Origin of the sequence: Cloacibacterium caeni, from assembly GCF_907163105.1 — a bacterium.
GTDB classification, from domain to species: domain Bacteria; phylum Bacteroidota; class Bacteroidia; order Flavobacteriales; family Weeksellaceae; genus Cloacibacterium; species Cloacibacterium caeni_A.
Genome location: NZ_OU015321.1, coordinates 1,275,492 through 1,293,882 on the forward strand (window position 1 = coordinate 1,275,492; position 18,391 = coordinate 1,293,882).

Sequence of the window (18,391 nt, forward strand, 5' to 3'; positions counted from 1 at the left end):
TGGATGATGGGATGATGTGGTGATGTGATGATGTGGTGATGAGTTTCTCGCAGATTTTCGCAGATTCTTTTCGCAGATTTTCGCAGATTTTTTGCATGCTGGAAGTTGGATGATGGGATGATGTGGTGATGTGATGATGGATGAATGGTGAATTGATACACCGTTTTTGTGATTTTAAAAATTATTTTTATAAAAAGTTATGATTGAAATAAAAAATTTAACCAAAAAATTCAATAAGTTCACTGCGCTTAATCAGGTGAATATTCGCTTTAATGATGGGCATTCTGTAGCACTCATTGGTCCCAATGGTTGCGGAAAAACTACCCTTATTAAATGTATTCTCGGATTAAATGTAGTAGAAGATGGAGATATTTTGGTCAATAATGAAAGCGTAAAAGAACATTATCTCTACCGAAAAAATATTGGTTACATGCCTCAAATTGGTCGATATCCTGAGAATATGACCATCGCGCAAACCATTCAGATGATTAAAGATACCCGAAAAGTCTCTGAAAACGAATTGGATACCGAACTTCTGGAAGCTTTCGAACTGAAGAGTATTTTTGACAAAAAAATGCGCACCCTTTCTGGCGGAACTACCCAAAAAGTAAGTGCCGTTTTGGCTTTTTTATTCAATCCTGGGATTATAATTTTGGATGAACCAACGGCAGGTTTGGACCCACTTGCTTCTGAAATTTTAAAAAATAAAATCATCAAGGAAAAAAACAAAGGAAAACTCATCATTATCACCTCTCACCTGTTGAGCGAATTGGATGATATTGTGAGTGAAATTGTTTTCATGAATGAAGGAAAAGTCATTGTTCACCAATCTGTAGAAGAATTAATGACGGAAAGAAAAACCGAGAAAATCTCAGAAAGTATCATCAGTATTTTAAAGGAAATGAAGCCATGAACAATATCGCAAAATTCATCTTTTTCGACATTTTAAAGAATAAAATCGTCTTGTTGTATACCCTACTCCTCTTTGTTATTTCATGGTCAGTATTGGGATTAGACAGCAATTACACCAAGGCTACGTTGAGTTTACTCAATATTGTTTTATTGGTGGTTCCACTTGTGAGCATTATTTTTTCTACGATTTACGTGTATAACAGCAGTCAGTTTATAGAATTATTATTGAGTCAACCCATTGCAAGAGGTAAAATTTGGTTGAATATTTTTATCGGGCTTTCCTCAGCATTGATTTTGGCGTATTTGCTTGGTTGTGGCGTTCCTATTTTGCTTTATTCTTCTATAGAAACAGGGTTTTCGCTTATTATCATTGGAGTAATGCTTTCGGTTATTTTCACGGCATTTGCTATGTTGTCTTCGATTGGAAGTAGAGACCGAGCCAAAGGAATAGGCATTTCGATTTTTGTTTGGTTGTTTTTTGCTATTATTTATGACGGCATTTTATTGGTTCTCATGTTTCAATTTTCGGATTATCCCATTGAAGGAATCATGGCGACATTGGCAGCGATAAATCCTATTGGTCTTGCTCGAATTTTCGTGCTCTTGCAACTCAATATTTCAGCGATGCTCGGCTATTCTGGAGCAGTTTTTAAAGATATTTTTGGTTCAGGTGGCGGAATGGGAATTTCTATGGTGATTCTCTTTACTTGGATTGCAGTCCCTTTTCTGCTCTCTTATATCAAATTTAATAAGAAAGATTTATAATTTTCATCATTTGTGTTTTTTTTGTAAATCTTCCCTCTTTGGGAAGATTTTTTTTTAAATATCAATTGAGCTCTTTTCAATTCTCTGATAAATCTCACGTTTTCAAGCCATTATTTTATGATTACAATCATAAAAGCATGACTGGGTTTGCTCGTAATTTTATTTAAAATTTTATAAAAATATGAAAAAGACATTTCTAATCCTTTCTTGTGTTGCTTTAGGACTTATCTCTTGCAACAAAACCGAGGCTACCACTGAAAACTCTACCTCTACAGAAACTGTAGCTGGTGGTCAAGAAGCTGTAGTAGACGAAGATTCTGCTCCTACCATTGTAAAATTAGCGGCAGGAAATAAAGATCTTTCTACCCTCGTTACCGCAGTAGAAGCAGCGGGACTCACTACTTCACTCAGTAATGCAGGTCCATTTACTGTTTTTGCGCCTGTAAATGCTGCTTTTGATAAATTACCTGCTGGAACAGTTGATGATTTATTAAAACCTGAAAACAACAGTAAATTGGGTGATATTTTAGGACACCACACTTATGTAGGAGTGATTAAAACAGAACAAATGACTGACGGTCAATCATTAGGTATGGTAGACGGTAAAAATATTACTATTAAAATGGTGAATGGCAAACCAACTATCAACGGAACCGTTAATATTATTGCTAGTGTTCCTGCCTCTAACGGAATTGTACATTTGGTAGATGGTGTTATTTTACCACAATAATTATTACATAGGTTTTTCACAACAAAAGGCTTACTGATTTTTAGTAAGCCTTTTTTATAGCATCTTTTGCAATTTTTTTAACGCAAAGATTATTTATTATTCTTATGTTTTTAAGGAAGCAAAGTTGGCGAAATTCATTCGCTATGAAGCTTTGTGGAAATTGTATATTTTCTATCACAAAGTTCTCGGAGATGTGGTGAAATGATGGCGCTTTTGAGGACTCTGAGGAACATTGGAAATTGTGAAGACGTGAAGTTGAAATATTTTGCTTTTTGAAGAGATTCTTCACTACTCTACGCTTCGTTCAGAATGACACGGTTCTGTTTTTTACTCACGATTAGGAATCTGAATTATTTTTGAAGCACAAAGATTTTAAACTTAAAACAATGTTATTAAGGGAGCAAAGTTGGAATTCGCTAGCGAATTGACGAAGCGTGTGCTTAAATATTTTATATTTCTCACGGATTATAAATCCGCGAGATCGGACGTAATTGCAGAATAAATTGTCGTTATAAATAATTTTCTAATCATTTGTTCGTTGCTATTACGCAAAACACTCAAATATACGCATTGCGTATAATTTAATTATATAAGTATTGAAAAAAAATAAATGAAGGTGAAAAATCTTTGCGTTTCAAACCCATCACGCCAACTTCCTCAAATGCTCTACAGCTTTCAAAATCGTTTCTGGCCTTTTACTAAAGCAGAATCTAATCATTCTTGTGTTTCTTTGGTCTTGGTAAAACGAACAAAGCGGAATTGTGCAACTTGGTGTTCTTTCGTGAGCCTAATACAGAATTCTTTATCAGGTAAATCAGAAATTTTCTCATAACTGGCAATTTGGAAATAGCTTCCTTCTGATTTTTCCTTAAAAGTAAAAGGCAAACCTCGATGTCTCGGATTTCTAATCCATAACCTCGTATGAAAAAGATAAAAAGAAAAAACGCTGTAAACTAAAGTTTACAGCGTTTGCATTTATTTAGCGGAGAGTGAGGTAAAACCACCTACTCTATCAAACCCTTTATTTATAGGACTTTTCGTTTATTGTAATATCAATACTCACCTAATTACTCACCTATTAATTTGTAGGTTTTTGGTTCATTTTGATAGAGTAAATTTACAAAATTTGGTTTAACTTATCACTATGTTTTGTGATTAATCCGTGATTATTTCTAGTACTTTTTCTATTTCTAGACCAGTGTATTGTCAGAATTCTTCTATGGTGATAAATTGATGTGGAGGTCTGTTTAATGAAGCTTTAATTTTGGCGATAAGTGTGCGTGAATAGGTTTCACTTTTGCCTGTAATTTTCATTACGTCTTTTGGGTAGATGCACAGCCTAAAAAATCTTTTTTTCATACACTATCTATGCTTTTGATATGGAGTTGACTTAGGTGTGGTATACTGATATCAAATTTAATTATTTTCTAAATACACTAATTCTTATAATAAGCTCTAAATCCACTAAAAATTGTGTTTGCAACAGAAAGTATCGTTTTCCGCTAAATGTGTGTAAAACCGCTTTATTATTTGCTTTGGGAGGTTAAAATCTCAAATTTTGTCATGTGAATTCGCGAAGGTTTGAACAGGTGAACCTCATCATCTGAAAAATAAATCTAGTAAAAAGTAAAAAAATGGCAAGACAAAAAAGTATTATCAAGTTGGATGGTACCATCGGTGGTATCACCTTTTACAAATCTAAAGACGGCTACCTCGCAAGAGAGAAAGGCGGTGTTTCGGCGGAAAGAATTAAAAATGACCCTACCTTCCAGAGAACCCGAGAAAATGGTTCAGAATTCGGGAGAGCGGGAAATTCTGGGAAGGTTCTGAGAAATGCAATTCGTCCGCTTTTGTTAAGAGCTTCAGATTCTAGAATGGTAAGCAGATTGACCAAAGAAATGGTTAAGGTTATCCAAATGGACCAAACCAACCCTAGAGGAGCTCGAAACGTGATTGATGGCGAAGCTATCCTTTTAGATGGTTTTGACTTCAATATCAATGGGAAGTTGGGGAACACGCTTTTCGCTCCAAAAACGGTGGATATCACGAGAACCAGCGGTTTATGCCAAGTGAACATTCCAGCTTTTATCCCAACGGTGATGATTGCCGCTCCTGGAGGAACAACTCATTTCAAAATTGTAACAGCTGCAGCTGCAGTGGATTTTGAAAATGGTGTTTTTGAAACTCAGATGAATGAGTCTCCAGTTCAAGCGTGGAATGAAACGGCAACGGACGAATTCATTTTGGATAATGAATTGACTCCGAATAGCCCTCACCCAATCTTCTTGTTTTTGGGAGTAGAATTCTTCCAAGAAGTGAATGGAGAAAAATACCCATTGAAAAATGGAGCTTTCAACGCATTGTCGATTGTGAAAGTTGATACACCAGTTTAAAAATTTACATGGAAATCGTATTGGAAAGGATGTATTTTCCCGAAGGAACGAACGGCGTTTTAAGCCTAAACGGCAAAGAAATTTGTAAAACGATAGAATTGCCTTGGCGAAATAATAAAGCTCGAGTTTCGTGTATTCCAGAGGGAAAATACAAAATCCGAAAGCGTTTTAGTGCAAAGTTTAAGTGGCACTTGGAGTTGATCAATGTAAAGAATAGAAAATACATTCTTTTACATCCAGCAAATAACGCTTTGAAGGAGTTGAATGGTTGTATTGCTCCGGTAAGTCAAATTACAGGAGAAGGTAGAGGAAATGAATCGAGAAAGGCTTTTGAGAAGCTCAAAAATTTGGTTTTCCCCTATTTAGAGAATGGTTTTGTAGTAGAACTCATTGTTACCAAAAAAAATATTAAATAATTTTCTTTTCCCCGACCCTGACTTCGACGACGCTCAGTCACCAGACTTCGACGACGCTCAGTCACCAGACTTCGACGACGCTCAGTCACCAGACTTCGACGACGCTCAGTCACCAGACTTCGACGACGCTCAGTCACCATGGGAGGAAAATTTGAAAGAAAAATTTTTGCCCCAACCCTAAAGGGTGAAATTTTTCTTTATTGTAAAGGGAGGAAAATTTCTAAAAAATAAAATATTATGAAAAAATTAGTGCAAAGAATTCAGGAACCAACGCCGAAGTTTTTCCGCAAGCTTAGAAACATTGGTTTAGCCTTAACAGCTGTAAGTGGTGTTATTGTGACTGCTCCTGTTTCGCTTCCAGCTTTGGTGGTGAGTGTAGCAGGATATTTGGCAGTAGCTGGAGGCATAGCTTCGGCGGTAAGTCAAGCTGCGGTATATCGTGATGATTAGCATTTTTTGGTCGATGGGTATTCATTTTATATTGATTTGCTATGAATTACGTGGATAACTCGACAAAATTTAGCACTGCATTTGGGACGGTTTTAAGTATATTTGTTAACCTACAAGCCGAAGATATTCTGAAGACGATCATTCTTGGATTTTTGGGTGGTGTATCGAGTTTTGTAGCAACACTTTTGGTTAAGAGATTACTCCAAATGATGAAAAAAAAACCTAATCCTTAGTTGTGGTGACTATTTGGATAAAAAAGAGCCTCTCCGAGTTGGAGAGGCTTTTTCGTTTATAAAATTTGGTAGAAAATTTTATCAATCTTGAAAAATTAAAAAACTTCCCGAAGGAAGTTTTAAAAAATTACATCGATAAATAGTAACGTCTAACTAAACTATCACGAAGTTCTTTTACTGCTTTTGCCTGCTGTTCAATTTTCTTTTCTAATTCCCATGTAGATTTGATTTTAAGTGTCATTTCTGGGTTTTGGGAGGATTTTTCAAGAGCTGGAATAATAAAATTGCGCATCAGTGTTTTTAGTTCAGAAATACGAAGCATTTCAATAACACTTCCGCACAAGTAAGGATGGAAAAATCCATGTTTCCACAGGGCGTAAAATGTCCAGTAAACATTTTCCATTTCTTCTAAGTTTCTGCAGTATAAAATAAAGCAGTTCGGACAAGGTTCTTGGAGGGGTTTTCCAGCATTTCTGCCACGGTTAAGAATAAAAATTGCGGTTTTAGGCGTAGCCTGTTGTACATCGTATGTACGTACTTTGAAATTTTGCATAACTCGGGATTTAATGATTCGACTATGCTCATCAACCCTGCTTCGCAGGAAAATTTCTAAAAGAAAAAAAAGGAAAAAAAAGAAAGTGTTCAATTCTACAGGAGGGAAAATGCGATGCAATATTTTTTTGAAAAAAGTATGGGCGTTTTTTGCTTTACACGCACATAGTTTTTTCAAAAAACCCTTTATGGGCTAGATATTGTCAGCGCATTTTCCCGGACGTATACCTTTACTTTCTTTTTTTTTATTTTTTGCCGAGGGTCGGCATCCTATTTTTTGACGAAAACGCTTGAAAAATGTGCACGTTCTTATGATAACGACACTAATGGGAAGGAGTGGCAAAGACAGTGGTGTGCCCTTCGGCTTAGGTGAGGGAAAAGCACACGACTGTGCGCGGTTCCTTAGTCAGCGCATGTGAGGCAGGAATGAAACGGACCTATTTCCGTGAAAGGGAATGACGAACATGGGCTGCAGGAACTTGGGAAGCGGTGGAACTTGGGAATGGTGCTGGAAAAACGGGGTGAACACTTCGTGCAGAAAATGGTGGTGTAGAAAAATTCAACTAGGTAAAAACGTAAATAGATGACAGACCGTGATAAGCGGAGGGAAAGACAGTGGTATTCTAGCTGAAAAAAAATGCTTTTTGTTGGCGTTATCAGATGGCGCAGAGCATAGACCATATAAAAGACTTTGACTACTATTATGCTTTGTGCCGTCTGATAATATTGGGGAGGGAAAAAGTGATTTTTTTTCAGCTCTAATACTACTGTGCGCGGTACTGGAAGCTGACCAATGACCAAAAAATCTTTTTCTTTTCATAAAGATTTTTTTGGCAGTGGTTTGCTGGAGGTACTGGAAAAAGAGAAAACGAGTGCACCATTTTCTGCCCTTCGACTCCGCTCAGGGTAAACTCCTAAGCTTTGGCGGGGATATGAAGGTGTTCTTTGTGGGACTGCTCTACTAAATTATAACCAAGCGAGCGGTTGGAAGTTGTAGCGCATAAAGGCTTTGCCTGTTGCTAGGAAAGCATTTAACATAATGCCACATTATAGGGACTATGCAGGGATGATGGCGGAAACCTGCGGTTTGTTTTGGTTTTGGCTGGGTGGAGACAGCTCTCTGTAGCTAGGCAGTGCGTATAATGTTCATTATGTTACTTGCTGCGGCCGGGCGGGGATTTACTTTCCATGTAGCACTAGGGTCTATAACCGGTATTTTATTTAAATAATATGCAATAGTAAAACTTGCTTGACCTGATATTCATAAAAAAAGAGTGCAACCGGTCTCTCTTTTACCTGTTGCACTTCATTAAAGAAGACTTATCAATAACTTGTTTAATAATTCAGCGTAAATCCTGCACCCCAGCTCATATCGCTGTCGTAGTGGGTTGAGATTCCGATATTTTTTGTGACGATATATTTAAGACCTGCCATATATTCTTTGTCGGTATTGACCATGAATGCCCCGCGCAAACGCGCAGTCAACGGAATGTCTTCACGTTTCAGCTGGAACCTTACAATTCCATCTGTAAATATTTCTGCCTGCAGGTCCACCAACATCGGGAGTTTATACATGATACCAGCGCTGAAAGTTTTTCTTTCATCTTTAGTAGATGCCTGTCCAAAAAGGTTTTTTTCAATATTATTCCTGTCAATCTTTCTATAATGATAGTTAAATCCGATAAATGGTTTCAGCCACTGCATACGGTCCACATACCTGCCGAGTTGGGTTTCCACCTCGTAGCCGTGATGAGGATTGTAACCTAAACGCCATTCTGTTCCCAATTCCCAGCGGGCATTTGAGATCCTCGCCATCCCGTCGTTACCATTGGTGGCGAAATCGTTTTCGGCCATCAGGTGCCACATGTTACTTTCGCGCTGAAGCTTTTTATAAGTTGAAGCTTTATCCCGCAGCAAAGGATTCTGATAATCGCCTACTGCAAAAACACGGTTCATTCCCGCCATCATGTGGTAGAGGATGTGACAATGGAAGAACCAGTCCCCATCCGTTTTTGCTTCAAATTCTATGACATTGGTTTCCATGGGCATAATATCCAACACATTTTTGAGGGGTGCCTGAACACCATTTTTGTTGAGTACGCGGAAATCAAATCCGTGCAGGTGCATCGGGTGACGCATCATTGAGTTATTGAAAAGGGTAATGCGGAGAATTTCCCCTTTCTTCACCAATATTTTGTCTGATTCTGCCAGGACTCTATCGTCCATGCTCCAAACGTAGCGGTTCATGTTTCCCGTAAGGGTAAACTTGAGCTCGCGCACGGGACTGTCTTTCGGAAGCGAAGTGTCATAAGGCGACTTCATCATTTCGTAATTCAAGGTGGTAATCCCGGAAGCAGGCATCTGGTGCTTTGAGTGATCCATTTCCGCATCACTGTTGTCCATTGTATTCATCGGCATTGCTGCATTGTTTTCAGCAATAATCTCAGGGTACATCACCTGATTCATATCCATCGTCTGATAACTCATCTTCATGCCCATATCCTTCATGTCACCGTTCATCTTCATCATGTCATTCATCATCTTCATTCCTTCAAAATATTTGAGTTTGGGTAAGGGTGCCTGGGCTTTTTTAATTCCTTCGCCAATGTAAACGGAAGCCGATTTTGTGCGGTCTTCGGGCGTAACAAGGAGTTCGTATGAAGTGTTTTTTTCAGGAATTTCCACTACGATATCCACTGTTTCGGAAACCGCAAGGATCAGACGGTCAACTTCTACCGGTTCAATGTCCAATCCATCACTGGCCACTACTTTTATTTTTCCTCCGGCATAATTGAGCCAGAAATAGGAGGAAGCACCGCCGTTGGCAATTTGAAGCCGAACTTTATCACCGGCTTTATATCGGGAGAGTTGACTTTCGATTTTACCGTTAATCAGGAATGCATCATAATATACATCGCTCACGTCCATGGCCAGCATCCGCTTCCACTCGTTGGTGAGTTTTGTTTTAAAGTGGCCTTCTTTAATGGCTTCGGCATAACTTTGAGTACTGCCTTTTTTAATAGCAAACCAGTCGTTCGCATTGTGGAGCATCCGCTGGACGTTGTTGGGGTTCAGGTTCGTCCATTCGCTAAGGATAAGATGCTCTGTGGGTAGATCATCAATCCCCGGCCGGAAAGTAGGATCTTCGGGACGTTTTTTCAGAATCATCATCCCATACATTCCAATCTGCTCCTGCAGGCCAGTATGTGAGTGATACCAGTGGGTTCCGTTTTGGATGATCGGAAACGAATACGTGTAGGTTGAATGTGGTGGAATGGGTTTCTGGGTAAGCCAGGGAACCCCATCTTCTTTATTTGGAAGATGAAGACCGTGCCAGTGCAGAGAAGTTTCTTCGTCCATTAAATTATGGACAATCACTTCCGCCGTATCGCCCTCATAAAACTCCAGCTTTGGCATCGGAATCTGCCCGTTTACGGCAATGGCGCGTTTCTGTTTGCCCGCAAAATTTACCAGGGTGTCTTTCACATAAAGATGGTAGGTCACTTTGCGTCCGCCTTTTAGGTGCTTTTCGGGCATGGGCATGACCATTTTGTGTTCACCATGTATCTGCATGTTTCCGTGTGCAGAATGATCTTCCTTCTTTCCTTTTTGAGGCACCAGATTCATACCGCACTTGGGACACTTTCCGGGTTTGTCCGATATCACCTCGGGATGCATCGGGCAGGTGTACATCTTTTGCGCTTCTTCATGCTGATGCGGAGCAGGTGTTGAATGTTCCGGCGTTTTGATGCTCGCTGGGTCTTTCGGTACTGCTTTAGTCTTTGGCATCACCGGTTTTTTAACTTCCGTTACCGTCTTTGTTTTTGCAGCGGTAATTTCAGGTTTCTTACCCGTAGTTTTTTTAACTACGGTGGCCTTTTTAGGAGCGGGCGCGGATTTGGCCGCCGTTTTTTTCTCAGTAACGGTTTTCTTCACCAAGGTCATACCGCAAATGGGGCAGTTACCGGGTGCTGATTTCACGACCTGCGGATGCATCGGGCAGGTGTACACGGTTTTGGTGCTCTGTGAATAACTGTTTATGGACATTGCCATAAATAGGAAGAGCGAAAATATATATTTCATCCTGTGATTATTTAATTTTTAACAAACTTGCATTAAGTGCGACCACGATGGTGCTTACACTCATCAGCACTGCGCCCATGGCGGGACTCAGGACAAATGTAGGATACAGAACACCCGCAGCAAGTGGAATAGCCACGACGTTGTAGCCCACTGCCCATACGAGATTCTGGATCATCTTGCTGTAGGTTTTCTTTCCAAAATCTATCATTTTCACCACGTCTCGAGGGTCACTGTTGACCAGAATAATATCTGCGGTTTCGGCAGCAACATCAGTTCCGCTGCCAACTGCAATGCCTACATCTGCTGCTGCCAAAGCCGGTGCATCATTTACGCCGTCACCTGTCATGGCAACGATTTCTCCTTTATCCTGAAATTCTTTTACTTTTTCCTGTTTGTGGTGCGGAAGTACATTTGCCAAATATCCGTCCATTCCTAACTGCTTTGACACCGCCGCCGCTACCTTTTCGTTATCACCTGTAAGCAGGAATGATTTAATGTTCATGCTTCGAAGTTGGTCAATAGCTTCTTTTGCGCCTTCGCGAATGGTATCTGCTAAAGAAACAATACCCACGGGCACGTCATCAATCAAAATAAAGTTCACTGTTTCTGCATCCTGGTTGATTTCTTCCGGAATGGCAGGTACCTGTTTATTGTTTTGAACAAAATAATTAGGACCAGCCGCGACAACCGATTTACCGTTTACGATTCCTGTCACTCCAATTCCCTGCATGTAGCGGAAATTGTATGACTTCCATAGCTCCAGTTTTTTCTCGGAAAGGGTCTGCATGATTCCTTTTGCAATGTGATGTTCGGAGTTCTGCTGCACTGCTGCTGCATACTGGAGTAAATCGTTTTCCGAATAGTGTTCCGTTAGAGGAATGATTTTCTGCACAGTGTGGGAACCTTTCGTAAGGGTGCCGGTTTTATCGAAAATAATGGTCGATAATTTTCTGGTGGTTTCAAAAGCCGTGCGGTTTCTGATGAGTAAACCATTTGTCGCTGAAAGTGTAGTGGAAATGGCCACCACCAGAGGGATTGCCACTCCTAAAGCATGAGGGCAAGCCGTTACCATTACCGTTACCATCCGTTCCAGAGCAAAAGCCAAATCTCCCATGGTGATGTACCAGTAAGCGAAAGTTCCTACTCCCAACACAATTGCTACTATAGTAAGCCATTTGGCTACTTTATCCGCCAGATTCTGAGTGTTCGATTTTGCTGCCTGCGCATCCTGAACCAAATTAATGACCTTATTGAGGTACGAATCCTTTCCAACCCCTGTTGCTTTTATCTTTAAAGCCCCGTCTCCATTGATAGACCCTGCGATAACCTTTCCACCGGACTCTTTTCTTACAGGAACACTTTCTCCGGTCAGCATGCTTTCATTTAAATAGGAACTGCCCTCGACAATCAGACCGTCAGCGGCGACTTTTTCGCCCGGTCTTATGATTACGGTATCTCCGTTTTTCAGCTGTTCCAGTTTTATTTTAACCGGACTTCCGTTATGCTCGACGGTTACGTCATTTGGTAGTAAGGCAACTAGAGATTGCAACGCTTTTGAAGCTGCCATCTGTGAACGCATTTCGAGCCAATGACCCAGAAGCATGATGACAATTAGGGTGGCGAGCTCCCAAAAGAAATCCATGCCCGGCAGCCCGAATACGACGGCAACGGAATAGACATAAGCTACGGTAATCGCCAAAGCAACGAGCGTCATCATCCCAATAGCTCCGGCTTTCACTTCGCCCAAAAACCCTTTGAAAAAAGGCATTCCACCGTAGAAATAAATAATACTTCCTAAAACCAACAGCACGTATTTATCGCCTGGAAAAGCTATGGTGAAACCAAGCCACTGCTGAATCATATGTGAAAGCAGCAGCACCGGAACAGAAAGCACCAGTGTAATCCAGAATCTTTTTAGAAAATCCGGAGTATGATGACCTGCATGTTTGTCAAATCCCGCCGCTGAACTATCAGATTCTGAGTGATGACCATGATTCTGATGATGATGGCTGTGTTCGTCTTTTTCAGCTCGGGCGGTTCCTCCTAAAGGAATTAAATTCATTCCGCATAGTGGACATTTCCCCGGTTGGTCCTTCAAAATTTGGGGATGCATGGGACAGGTGTATTTTTTCATAATTCAATTTTTTTGCGTTAAATTCTGCTATTTGAGATTACTTCCGGGTTTGAAGTTCCTTAATTTTCGCCCTCATGACGGCAATTTCTTCCTCCTGTGCTTTGATAATTTCCTCGCCCAACTTTCTCACTTCCGGATCGACCAGATTACTTTCTTCGACCATAAGAATAGCCCCTGCATGGTGTGGAATCATGGACTTTAGAAACTGGACATCTCCCACGGCTGTCTGCTGCCGGATCCCGGACCAAAACAGCACCATCATCAGCACTCCGAGGCCCATAAGGATTTTATTGAGTTTTTTGTTGGGATACATCTTCCCCATTAACAGCAGTTCGATGATTAACATAGGAGAAGCCATCAGGCCTGCCATATATAACTGGTTTATGTTTGGAATTACATTAGCCAGCTTGTCCACCATCGCATACATTAGTATAAACATTGAAATAAAGGAAATCAGAAGCATCCAAAATAACTTTTTGTACGCGCCGCCGTGATCCATTTGTCCATTTTTTTGTTCTGAATCCATATCGTGTGCGGAATGAGTTTTCCCCGAAGCGCTATGGTCCGGAGAAACTTTGTGGCTGTGCTTTGAATTGTTCATTAAATTGGTTTTTAATTTAGCTACATGTAAAACAACAGATCTTTAACAACATTTTCTGTCCTGTTGGACAGGTGGACACGGCACTGTCCCGTAACTGCAATATACACAGCAATCGCCCTGTTTTGGTTTTAAAACGGTCTTACATTTTTTGCATTCGTAGAAATATTGGCAGGAATCTGTAGGCATTGTTTCCTCTTCCCTGTGTCCGCAATTGGGACAAGTGACTATTGACTGTAATTTAACTGTACTCATCTGTTTAATTATTTATTATGGTTTTTCACGACCAATGGTTTCCAATTGATATTCTTTCTTGGCGGTTACTACATACCCGGTACCGTTTATGGCGTTTTCGATTTCATCAATGTTTGTTTTTGAATCATCAAATTTCACAACTGCATTTTTGTTTTCGTACGAAGCGTCTGAACTTATAATTCCCGTCAGTTTATTTACTTCGCTATTGACATGTTCACCACAGCTTGCGCAGGTCATTCCACTAATTGTAAATTCTATTTCCCGGATATTAGATTGATCTACTATTATAATTTGCTTTTCTGTTGTTGGATAAAAAATTCCTGAATAGTATGGGAAGGCAAGCATCACGACAGCGAAAAGGGTTATAATCCCCAAAAACATTTTGGACTGCGTGAACGGTATTTTCTCATCTTTCTCACAGCTACAGTCTAATTGTTTTTTAGGTTTTAATTTAAGATACCAGGCAAAACCAAGAACAAAAATTGTTAACCCGATTAAATAAGGCCGTAAAGGTTCGAGCCAGGAAAAAGTTGTAGCTAGGCCGCTTGTTCCTGCAATGAAGGCTAATAATGGTGTAATGCAACATAATGAGGCGGTGAAGGCGGCCAGCAGACCTGTGCTGATTAATTTTTTGTCTGTTTTCATTTTGTTTTTAAGGTTTAATTTTCACTTTTGAAGTTTTCATGTTTTAAAGTTCAAGTTCGGACTGAAAAAACTGCATCACTATTTTTTGTTGCTCTGTGGTTAAGTCTGCATCATGATGAAATAAAAGATAAGATTTCAAAGGCATTTCGTCTTTCTCAATCTGCCTGATGATGCTTTTTATTTTTGCTTTTTTACGTCTTTTTGAATAGTTATTGAACTCATCAAAATTGAGTTCTTCTTTGCCTTTTGTAATATGCTGCGCCATAAACCACGCGCCGGGCTGCAATTCTGAATACCAGGGATAGCGGGTATTATTGGAATGACAGTCGTAACAGGAAACTTTAAGGATTGCAGCCACGTTGGCGGGCACCTTTTCGGTTTTTTCAAAACTTTGACCTGGCGGAACGGTGGAGACATTACGCTCCACCGGTATGACCTGAATGACTAAAACAATAGCCACCACTAGCACCGCCAGCCAGCCTATCATATTCAATTTTCTCATATTACATGGTGCTCATATCGTGACCCGCCATGGGATCAACCCCTTTCTTGAATATGTATTCACTGTTCAGCAGATAGGCCCCGGAAACCACTACTTCGTCCCCCGCCTTAATTCCGGATGTGATTTCTATTCTGTCTTCATATTCGAGACCCGTTTCCACCATTCTGTTGACGAAGGTGTTCTTCGCGGTTTTCACCCACACCGTGGAAGATTTGCCATTCCTGATTACCGCATCCACAGGCATTGAAAGACCATCACGGGATTTGTTTTCCACCAGAACATATACCGGCATGCCGGGTTTCAGCAGATTTCCTTTGTTGGGCACGGAAATGCGAACCAGATTTATCCTGCTGGAGGCGCTTATTTCAGGGTTTGTAAAATCAACCTTCCCATTAATCTTCAAATTATCCAGATCGGGAATATATACGGTGACCTTGCTGTCTTTCTGAAGGAGAGCCATTTGAGAGGAATAAACCTGCGCCTCCGCCCACAGCGATGAAAGGTCTGCCAGATTCACGATGGTGCCGCCTTCCGCAAGATAATCACCTTCAGCAATGCTCAGATCGGTGATGTACCCGGCTGCATTGCTGAACACGGTAGTAGTAGGTGTGGCTTTTCCTGATCTTTCCAACTGTTTGATCTGGCTTTCGGACATTCCCCATAAATAAAGCTTGTTGCGGGAACTTTGGAGCAACTGATCAAAATCAATGGAAGTATTGCCGACAAACAGTTTGCGTCTTTCTAATGCCAGCAAATATTCCTGCTTTGCATTATTGAGTTCTTCACTGTAAATATCGACCAACGGCGCCCCCTTCGGAACAAAATCGCCAATGTTTTTATAATACAACCGTTCAACTCTGCCCATTACTCTGGAACTTACTGCCTGCATTTGGTACTGATTAAAATTGAGTGTTCCTGTCAGCGTAAGTTTGTCGGCCATAGACCCATCAGATAGTGCGACTGTTTTTATATTCCCAAGTTTAACCTGCTCGTCATTCAAGATAATTTCGTTAGGATCAGCATTCTTTTTATTCTCGACAGGCACCAAATCCATGTGACAAATGGGGCATTTTCCGGGTTTATCGGAGACTACCTGCGGGTGCATGGAACAGGTGTAGTAGATATCGTGGCCGGCATGAGGATCTTCCTCCTTTTTACAGGAGTAAAGAAAAACCAGCAAGGCCAGCATTAAAATATTAAATTTCATCTTATCAATTTTTATCTGTTAATTTTTATGAAACTTTCGCTGTCCATCAGGTACTGTGCATTTTCGGCAACTCCATCTTCAGGAAGCAAACCACTGACGATCTGAATTTTATCGCCTACCACCGCGCCGGTAACAACCTTGTGGGCAATAAAACCGCCTTCAACTTTTTTGAACGCAATTTTATCAATCCCCAAAGAAACCACCGCTGATTTCGGCAGCCAATCTGCCATTTTGTTGTGGCTCATAATCTCCGCTTTAACCTGACTTCCGACAGGAATTTTTGCGGTGGAATTATCAAAATAGACGCGCGCCGTTACGGTTTTGCTGCCCTGCCTGAAAAAGGGTTCAATAAAACCGATGATTCCTTTGAAGCGATTTTCAGGATTGGCTTCCGGGATGATCATGACTGACTGTCCTTTGCTGACCAGTGCAATGTCTTCAGAGAAAATATTGATCAGGGCCCAGGTTCTGTTGGGATTGTAGACACTGAAAATATTCTGTCCTTTCTGGAGATACATTCCCTCTTTTAGGGGTAGTTCAGCGGTGGCTGCCGTATTTGAAGCCATTGCGGGTGCAGATTGTGGTGATGACCCCATGCTTCCGGCCGATCCTGCCTGCTGAATGTGTCCGCTGTAATTGCTGAAAACCGGAACTGTGAGATCAGGTTTCCCTCGCTGGATGACTTTCTGTATCTGTGAAGCCGGCATTCCCAAAAGAAGGAGTTTCTGGCGTGAAGCATCGATCATTGTTTTGTTTGAGCGGTCATTTTTAATAACGAAGAGCAGGTTTTGCTGTGCGGTTAAAAGTTCCGGGCTGTATATATCTAAAATACGCTGTCCTTTCGACACTTTCTGGTATTTATACCGCACATAGAGTTTCTCGATACGGCCCGCAACGCGTGAGGAAATACTGCCAATCTGTCGAGTATCGTATTCTACCGTCCCTAAAGCATCAACCGTGGTGGGTATGTTTTCTCTTTTTACTTTTATTACGGGCTGTTCCGACACTACAAATTCATTGGTTGGTTTCAACAGATCGTCGAGTTTAATCCCCTTTTCCTTTTTTTCAGGGGCATCTTTCAGGACCAAATCCATCCCACATTTGGGACATTTGCCGGGTTTGTCTGAAATCACTTCCGGGTGCATCGGACAGGTATAAGTATGCATTGCAGCTTCTGCCGAGTGCTTATCTTCCCAGAACTTAACTTTGTCACACGCCGTCAAACCAAATAAAAGCATAGTGAATATTATAATTTTTCTCATCTTCTTTCAATTAAGCGGTCAATTTCAGTTTGCGTCTGCAGTGCTTTGGTAAGGATCTCGAAATATTCCAGTTGGGCCATATTCAGCTGTTCCCATGCGTCATATAACATGAAGAGTTCTTCCGTATTCTGCTCATAGCCCAACTGCATGGATTTGTAGTTGTTTTTTAAGGCCGGAATAATGGTGTCTTCATAGAGTTTCAGCTGATTTTTATTCAGATCCAGTTCATTGCGCATTCCGTAGGCCATTCCGCTGTATTCGTTCACCATCATTTCTTTCTGTGCCTGCAAGGCTTCTTCTTTCAGTTTCAGGCTTTCAATATTGGCTTTATTCATGCCTGAAGCCCAAGATACGAAAGGCAGTTTTGCCATCAGCATCAGAGAAAACTGCATGGGCTGGCCACCAAAACCAAACATGTTTTCGAACTTTACGCCAAATTCCGGCTTTAGATTCTGCTTTTCCAGATCCTGTTTGAGTTTGGCAATATTAATTTCCCGGTCGATGCCACGCAAGTCACTTCTGTTCTGCTCAAAAAGATCCTGACCAAAGGTCTCCAGGGAATAATCGTTCAAGTTGTACTCAGGCAGGATTTCCAGCGGTGACAGGGCGTCTCTTCCCATGAGGGCATTCAACCGGATGCGGTTGACGCGCAGGTCATTCTCATACATGAGCTGCATGTTTTTTGAACTTCCGAGGGCCGCTTTGGCTTTGTAATAGGCGGATATTTTGGAAAGTCCGTTTTTGTACCGGATCTCGGCGTTTCTGATCATGAAATCCAGCATCTTTTCGTTTTCCTTAACGACCTTCAGCTTTTTATCCAAGACAATGGAACTGTAATACAGTTTTTTTGCATCCTGAAAGTTTTCATTGAGGGCGGCATAAAGTTTTTCCTTTTCTACAGCAGACATTGCCTTCATCAGATTTTCGTTGGCGTTGAGTTTCTTTCTGTTGGGCAACATCTGTTCCACCGAAACTGCTACTGAGCCCATGCCGAGCATATCGCCGTCGCGCTGCCAGAGTTTTGCATTATAGGGCGTCATGAAGAAACCTGCTCCTACGGTTGGAGGCATCCAGCTTCTTGCTCCTTTTGCGGCAGCATCCATTGACCGGATTTCGGCATTGTACATTTTTACCACCGGATGGTTGGCTGCGATACTGTCCATTACTGCGGGCAGGGACATTTGCTGAGCATCAATGGTAGTGTAAAGGAAGGCCAGTACTGCTGTTATTATTAATTTTTTCATTTTGTAATCA

General features: G+C 41.0%; 16 protein-coding genes. 6 read left to right on the plus strand and 10 right to left on the minus strand.

Annotated elements, in window-relative coordinates; all coding sequences use genetic code 11:
- Positions 1 to 199 precede the first annotated feature (199 nt).
- The 6 genes from KKQ76_RS05830 to KKQ76_RS05855 all read left to right on the plus strand — a co-directional run bounded on the left by KKQ76_RS05830 (position 200) and on the right by KKQ76_RS05855 (position 5,666).
- Positions 200 to 913, plus strand: coding sequence for an ABC transporter ATP-binding protein (locus KKQ76_RS05830; RefSeq protein ID WP_213196234.1), 714 nt, complete (start codon positions 200 to 202; stop codon positions 911 to 913).
- A complete protein-coding gene (locus tag KKQ76_RS05835) occupies positions 910 to 1,677 on the plus strand; it encodes an ABC transporter permease subunit (RefSeq protein WP_213196235.1) in 768 nt (255 codons plus the stop codon). Before KKQ76_RS05830 ends, KKQ76_RS05835 begins: the two co-directional genes overlap by 4 nt.
- 181 nt (positions 1,678 to 1,858) lie before the next feature.
- Entirely contained in the window at positions 1,859 to 2,407 is a 549-nt protein-coding gene (locus tag KKQ76_RS05840) for a fasciclin domain-containing protein (RefSeq protein ID WP_213196236.1), read from the plus strand.
- A 1,634-nt stretch (positions 2,408 to 4,041) separates the two neighbouring features.
- Positions 4,042 to 4,800, plus strand: coding sequence for a hypothetical protein (locus KKQ76_RS05845; protein ID WP_213196237.1), 759 nt, complete (start codon positions 4,042 to 4,044; stop codon positions 4,798 to 4,800).
- Positions 4,801 to 4,808: 8 nt separating this feature from the next.
- The gene (locus KKQ76_RS05850) at positions 4,809 to 5,216 is read left to right on the plus strand and encodes a DUF5675 family protein (RefSeq protein ID WP_213196238.1); all 408 of its coding nucleotides are present in this window, start codon (positions 4,809 to 4,811) and stop codon (positions 5,214 to 5,216) included.
- Positions 5,217 to 5,453: 237 nt separating this feature from the next.
- The gene (locus tag KKQ76_RS05855) at positions 5,454 to 5,666 is read left to right on the plus strand and encodes a hypothetical protein (RefSeq protein ID WP_104793490.1); all 213 of its coding nucleotides are present in this window, start codon (positions 5,454 to 5,456) and stop codon (positions 5,664 to 5,666) included.
- 360 nt (positions 5,667 to 6,026) lie between these two features.
- Here the strand turns inward: KKQ76_RS05855 and KKQ76_RS05860 are convergent, their stop codons facing one another.
- The 10 genes from KKQ76_RS05860 to KKQ76_RS05900 form a co-directional block, all read right to left on the minus strand.
- A complete protein-coding gene (locus KKQ76_RS05860) occupies positions 6,027 to 6,452 on the minus strand; it encodes a DUF6943 family protein (protein WP_213196239.1) in 426 nt (141 codons plus the stop codon).
- A gap of 1,334 nt (positions 6,453 to 7,786) precedes the next feature.
- Positions 7,787 to 10,534: a multicopper oxidase domain-containing protein gene (locus KKQ76_RS05865; protein WP_246501351.1), complete on the minus strand. Its 2,748-nt coding sequence runs from the start codon at positions 10,532 to 10,534 to the stop codon at positions 7,787 to 7,789.
- A gap of 7 nt (positions 10,535 to 10,541) precedes the next feature.
- Complete coding sequence (locus KKQ76_RS05870; RefSeq protein ID WP_246501352.1) at positions 10,542 to 12,668, minus strand: heavy metal translocating P-type ATPase; 2,127 nt, start codon at positions 12,666 to 12,668, stop codon at positions 10,542 to 10,544.
- A 37-nt stretch (positions 12,669 to 12,705) separates the two neighbouring features.
- Positions 12,706 to 13,269, minus strand: a complete 564-nt coding sequence (locus tag KKQ76_RS05875) for a DUF305 domain-containing protein (protein WP_227587135.1) — start codon at positions 13,267 to 13,269, stop codon at positions 12,706 to 12,708.
- A 42-nt stretch (positions 13,270 to 13,311) separates the two neighbouring features.
- Positions 13,312 to 13,521, minus strand: a complete 210-nt coding sequence (locus KKQ76_RS12720; RefSeq protein WP_245169168.1) for a GDCCVxC domain-containing (seleno)protein — start codon at positions 13,519 to 13,521, stop codon at positions 13,312 to 13,314.
- A 15-nt stretch (positions 13,522 to 13,536) separates the two neighbouring features.
- Positions 13,537 to 14,166: a mercuric transport protein MerTP gene (gene merTP / locus KKQ76_RS05880; RefSeq protein WP_213196240.1), complete on the minus strand. Its 630-nt coding sequence runs from the start codon at positions 14,164 to 14,166 to the stop codon at positions 13,537 to 13,539.
- A gap of 43 nt (positions 14,167 to 14,209) precedes the next feature.
- Positions 14,210 to 14,668: a heme-binding domain-containing protein gene (locus tag KKQ76_RS05885; RefSeq protein WP_213196241.1), complete on the minus strand. Its 459-nt coding sequence runs from the start codon at positions 14,666 to 14,668 to the stop codon at positions 14,210 to 14,212.
- Position 14,669: 1 nt separating this feature from the next.
- Positions 14,670 to 15,875, minus strand: a complete 1,206-nt coding sequence (locus tag KKQ76_RS05890; protein WP_213196242.1) for an efflux RND transporter periplasmic adaptor subunit — start codon at positions 15,873 to 15,875, stop codon at positions 14,670 to 14,672.
- A gap of 11 nt (positions 15,876 to 15,886) precedes the next feature.
- Positions 15,887 to 17,137, minus strand: coding sequence for an efflux RND transporter periplasmic adaptor subunit (locus tag KKQ76_RS05895; protein ID WP_246501353.1), 1,251 nt, complete (start codon positions 17,135 to 17,137; stop codon positions 15,887 to 15,889).
- On the minus strand, positions 17,134 to 18,381 hold the full coding sequence (locus KKQ76_RS05900; protein ID WP_088359981.1) for a TolC family protein: 1,248 nt from the start codon (positions 18,379 to 18,381) through the stop codon (positions 17,134 to 17,136). Before KKQ76_RS05900 ends, KKQ76_RS05895 begins: the two co-directional genes overlap by 4 nt.
- Positions 18,382 to 18,391: the final 10 nt, after the last annotated feature.

Coding starts and splice junctions, on each gene's coding strand:
- KKQ76_RS05830 (WP_213196234.1), top strand. CDS start 200: ATGATTGAAATAAAAAATTTAACCAAAAAATTCAATAAGTTCACTGCG.
- KKQ76_RS05835 (WP_213196235.1), top strand. CDS start 910: ATGAACAATATCGCAAAATTCATCTTTTTCGACATTTTAAAGAATAAA.
- KKQ76_RS05840 (WP_213196236.1), top strand. CDS start 1,859: ATGAAAAAGACATTTCTAATCCTTTCTTGTGTTGCTTTAGGACTTATC.
- KKQ76_RS05845 (WP_213196237.1), top strand. CDS start 4,042: ATGGCAAGACAAAAAAGTATTATCAAGTTGGATGGTACCATCGGTGGT.
- KKQ76_RS05850 (WP_213196238.1), top strand. CDS start 4,809: ATGGAAATCGTATTGGAAAGGATGTATTTTCCCGAAGGAACGAACGGC.
- KKQ76_RS05855 (WP_104793490.1), top strand. CDS start 5,454: ATGAAAAAATTAGTGCAAAGAATTCAGGAACCAACGCCGAAGTTTTTC.
- KKQ76_RS05860 (WP_213196239.1), bottom strand. CDS start 6,452: ATGCAAAATTTCAAAGTACGTACATACGATGTACAACAGGCTACGCCT.
- KKQ76_RS05865 (WP_246501351.1), bottom strand. CDS start 10,534: ATGAAATATATATTTTCGCTCTTCCTATTTATGGCAATGTCCATAAAC.
- KKQ76_RS05870 (WP_246501352.1), bottom strand. CDS start 12,668: ATGAAAAAATACACCTGTCCCATGCATCCCCAAATTTTGAAGGACCAA.
- KKQ76_RS05875 (WP_227587135.1), bottom strand. CDS start 13,269: ATGAACAATTCAAAGCACAGCCACAAAGTTTCTCCGGACCATAGCGCT.
- KKQ76_RS12720 (WP_245169168.1), bottom strand. CDS start 13,521: ATGAGTACAGTTAAATTACAGTCAATAGTCACTTGTCCCAATTGCGGA.
- merTP (WP_213196240.1), bottom strand. CDS start 14,166: ATGAAAACAGACAAAAAATTAATCAGCACAGGTCTGCTGGCCGCCTTC.
- KKQ76_RS05885 (WP_213196241.1), bottom strand. CDS start 14,668: ATGAGAAAATTGAATATGATAGGCTGGCTGGCGGTGCTAGTGGTGGCT.
- KKQ76_RS05890 (WP_213196242.1), bottom strand. CDS start 15,875: ATGAAATTTAATATTTTAATGCTGGCCTTGCTGGTTTTTCTTTACTCC.
- KKQ76_RS05895 (WP_246501353.1), bottom strand. CDS start 17,137: ATGAGAAAAATTATAATATTCACTATGCTTTTATTTGGTTTGACGGCG.
- KKQ76_RS05900 (WP_088359981.1), bottom strand. CDS start 18,381: ATGAAAAAATTAATAATAACAGCAGTACTGGCCTTCCTTTACACTACC.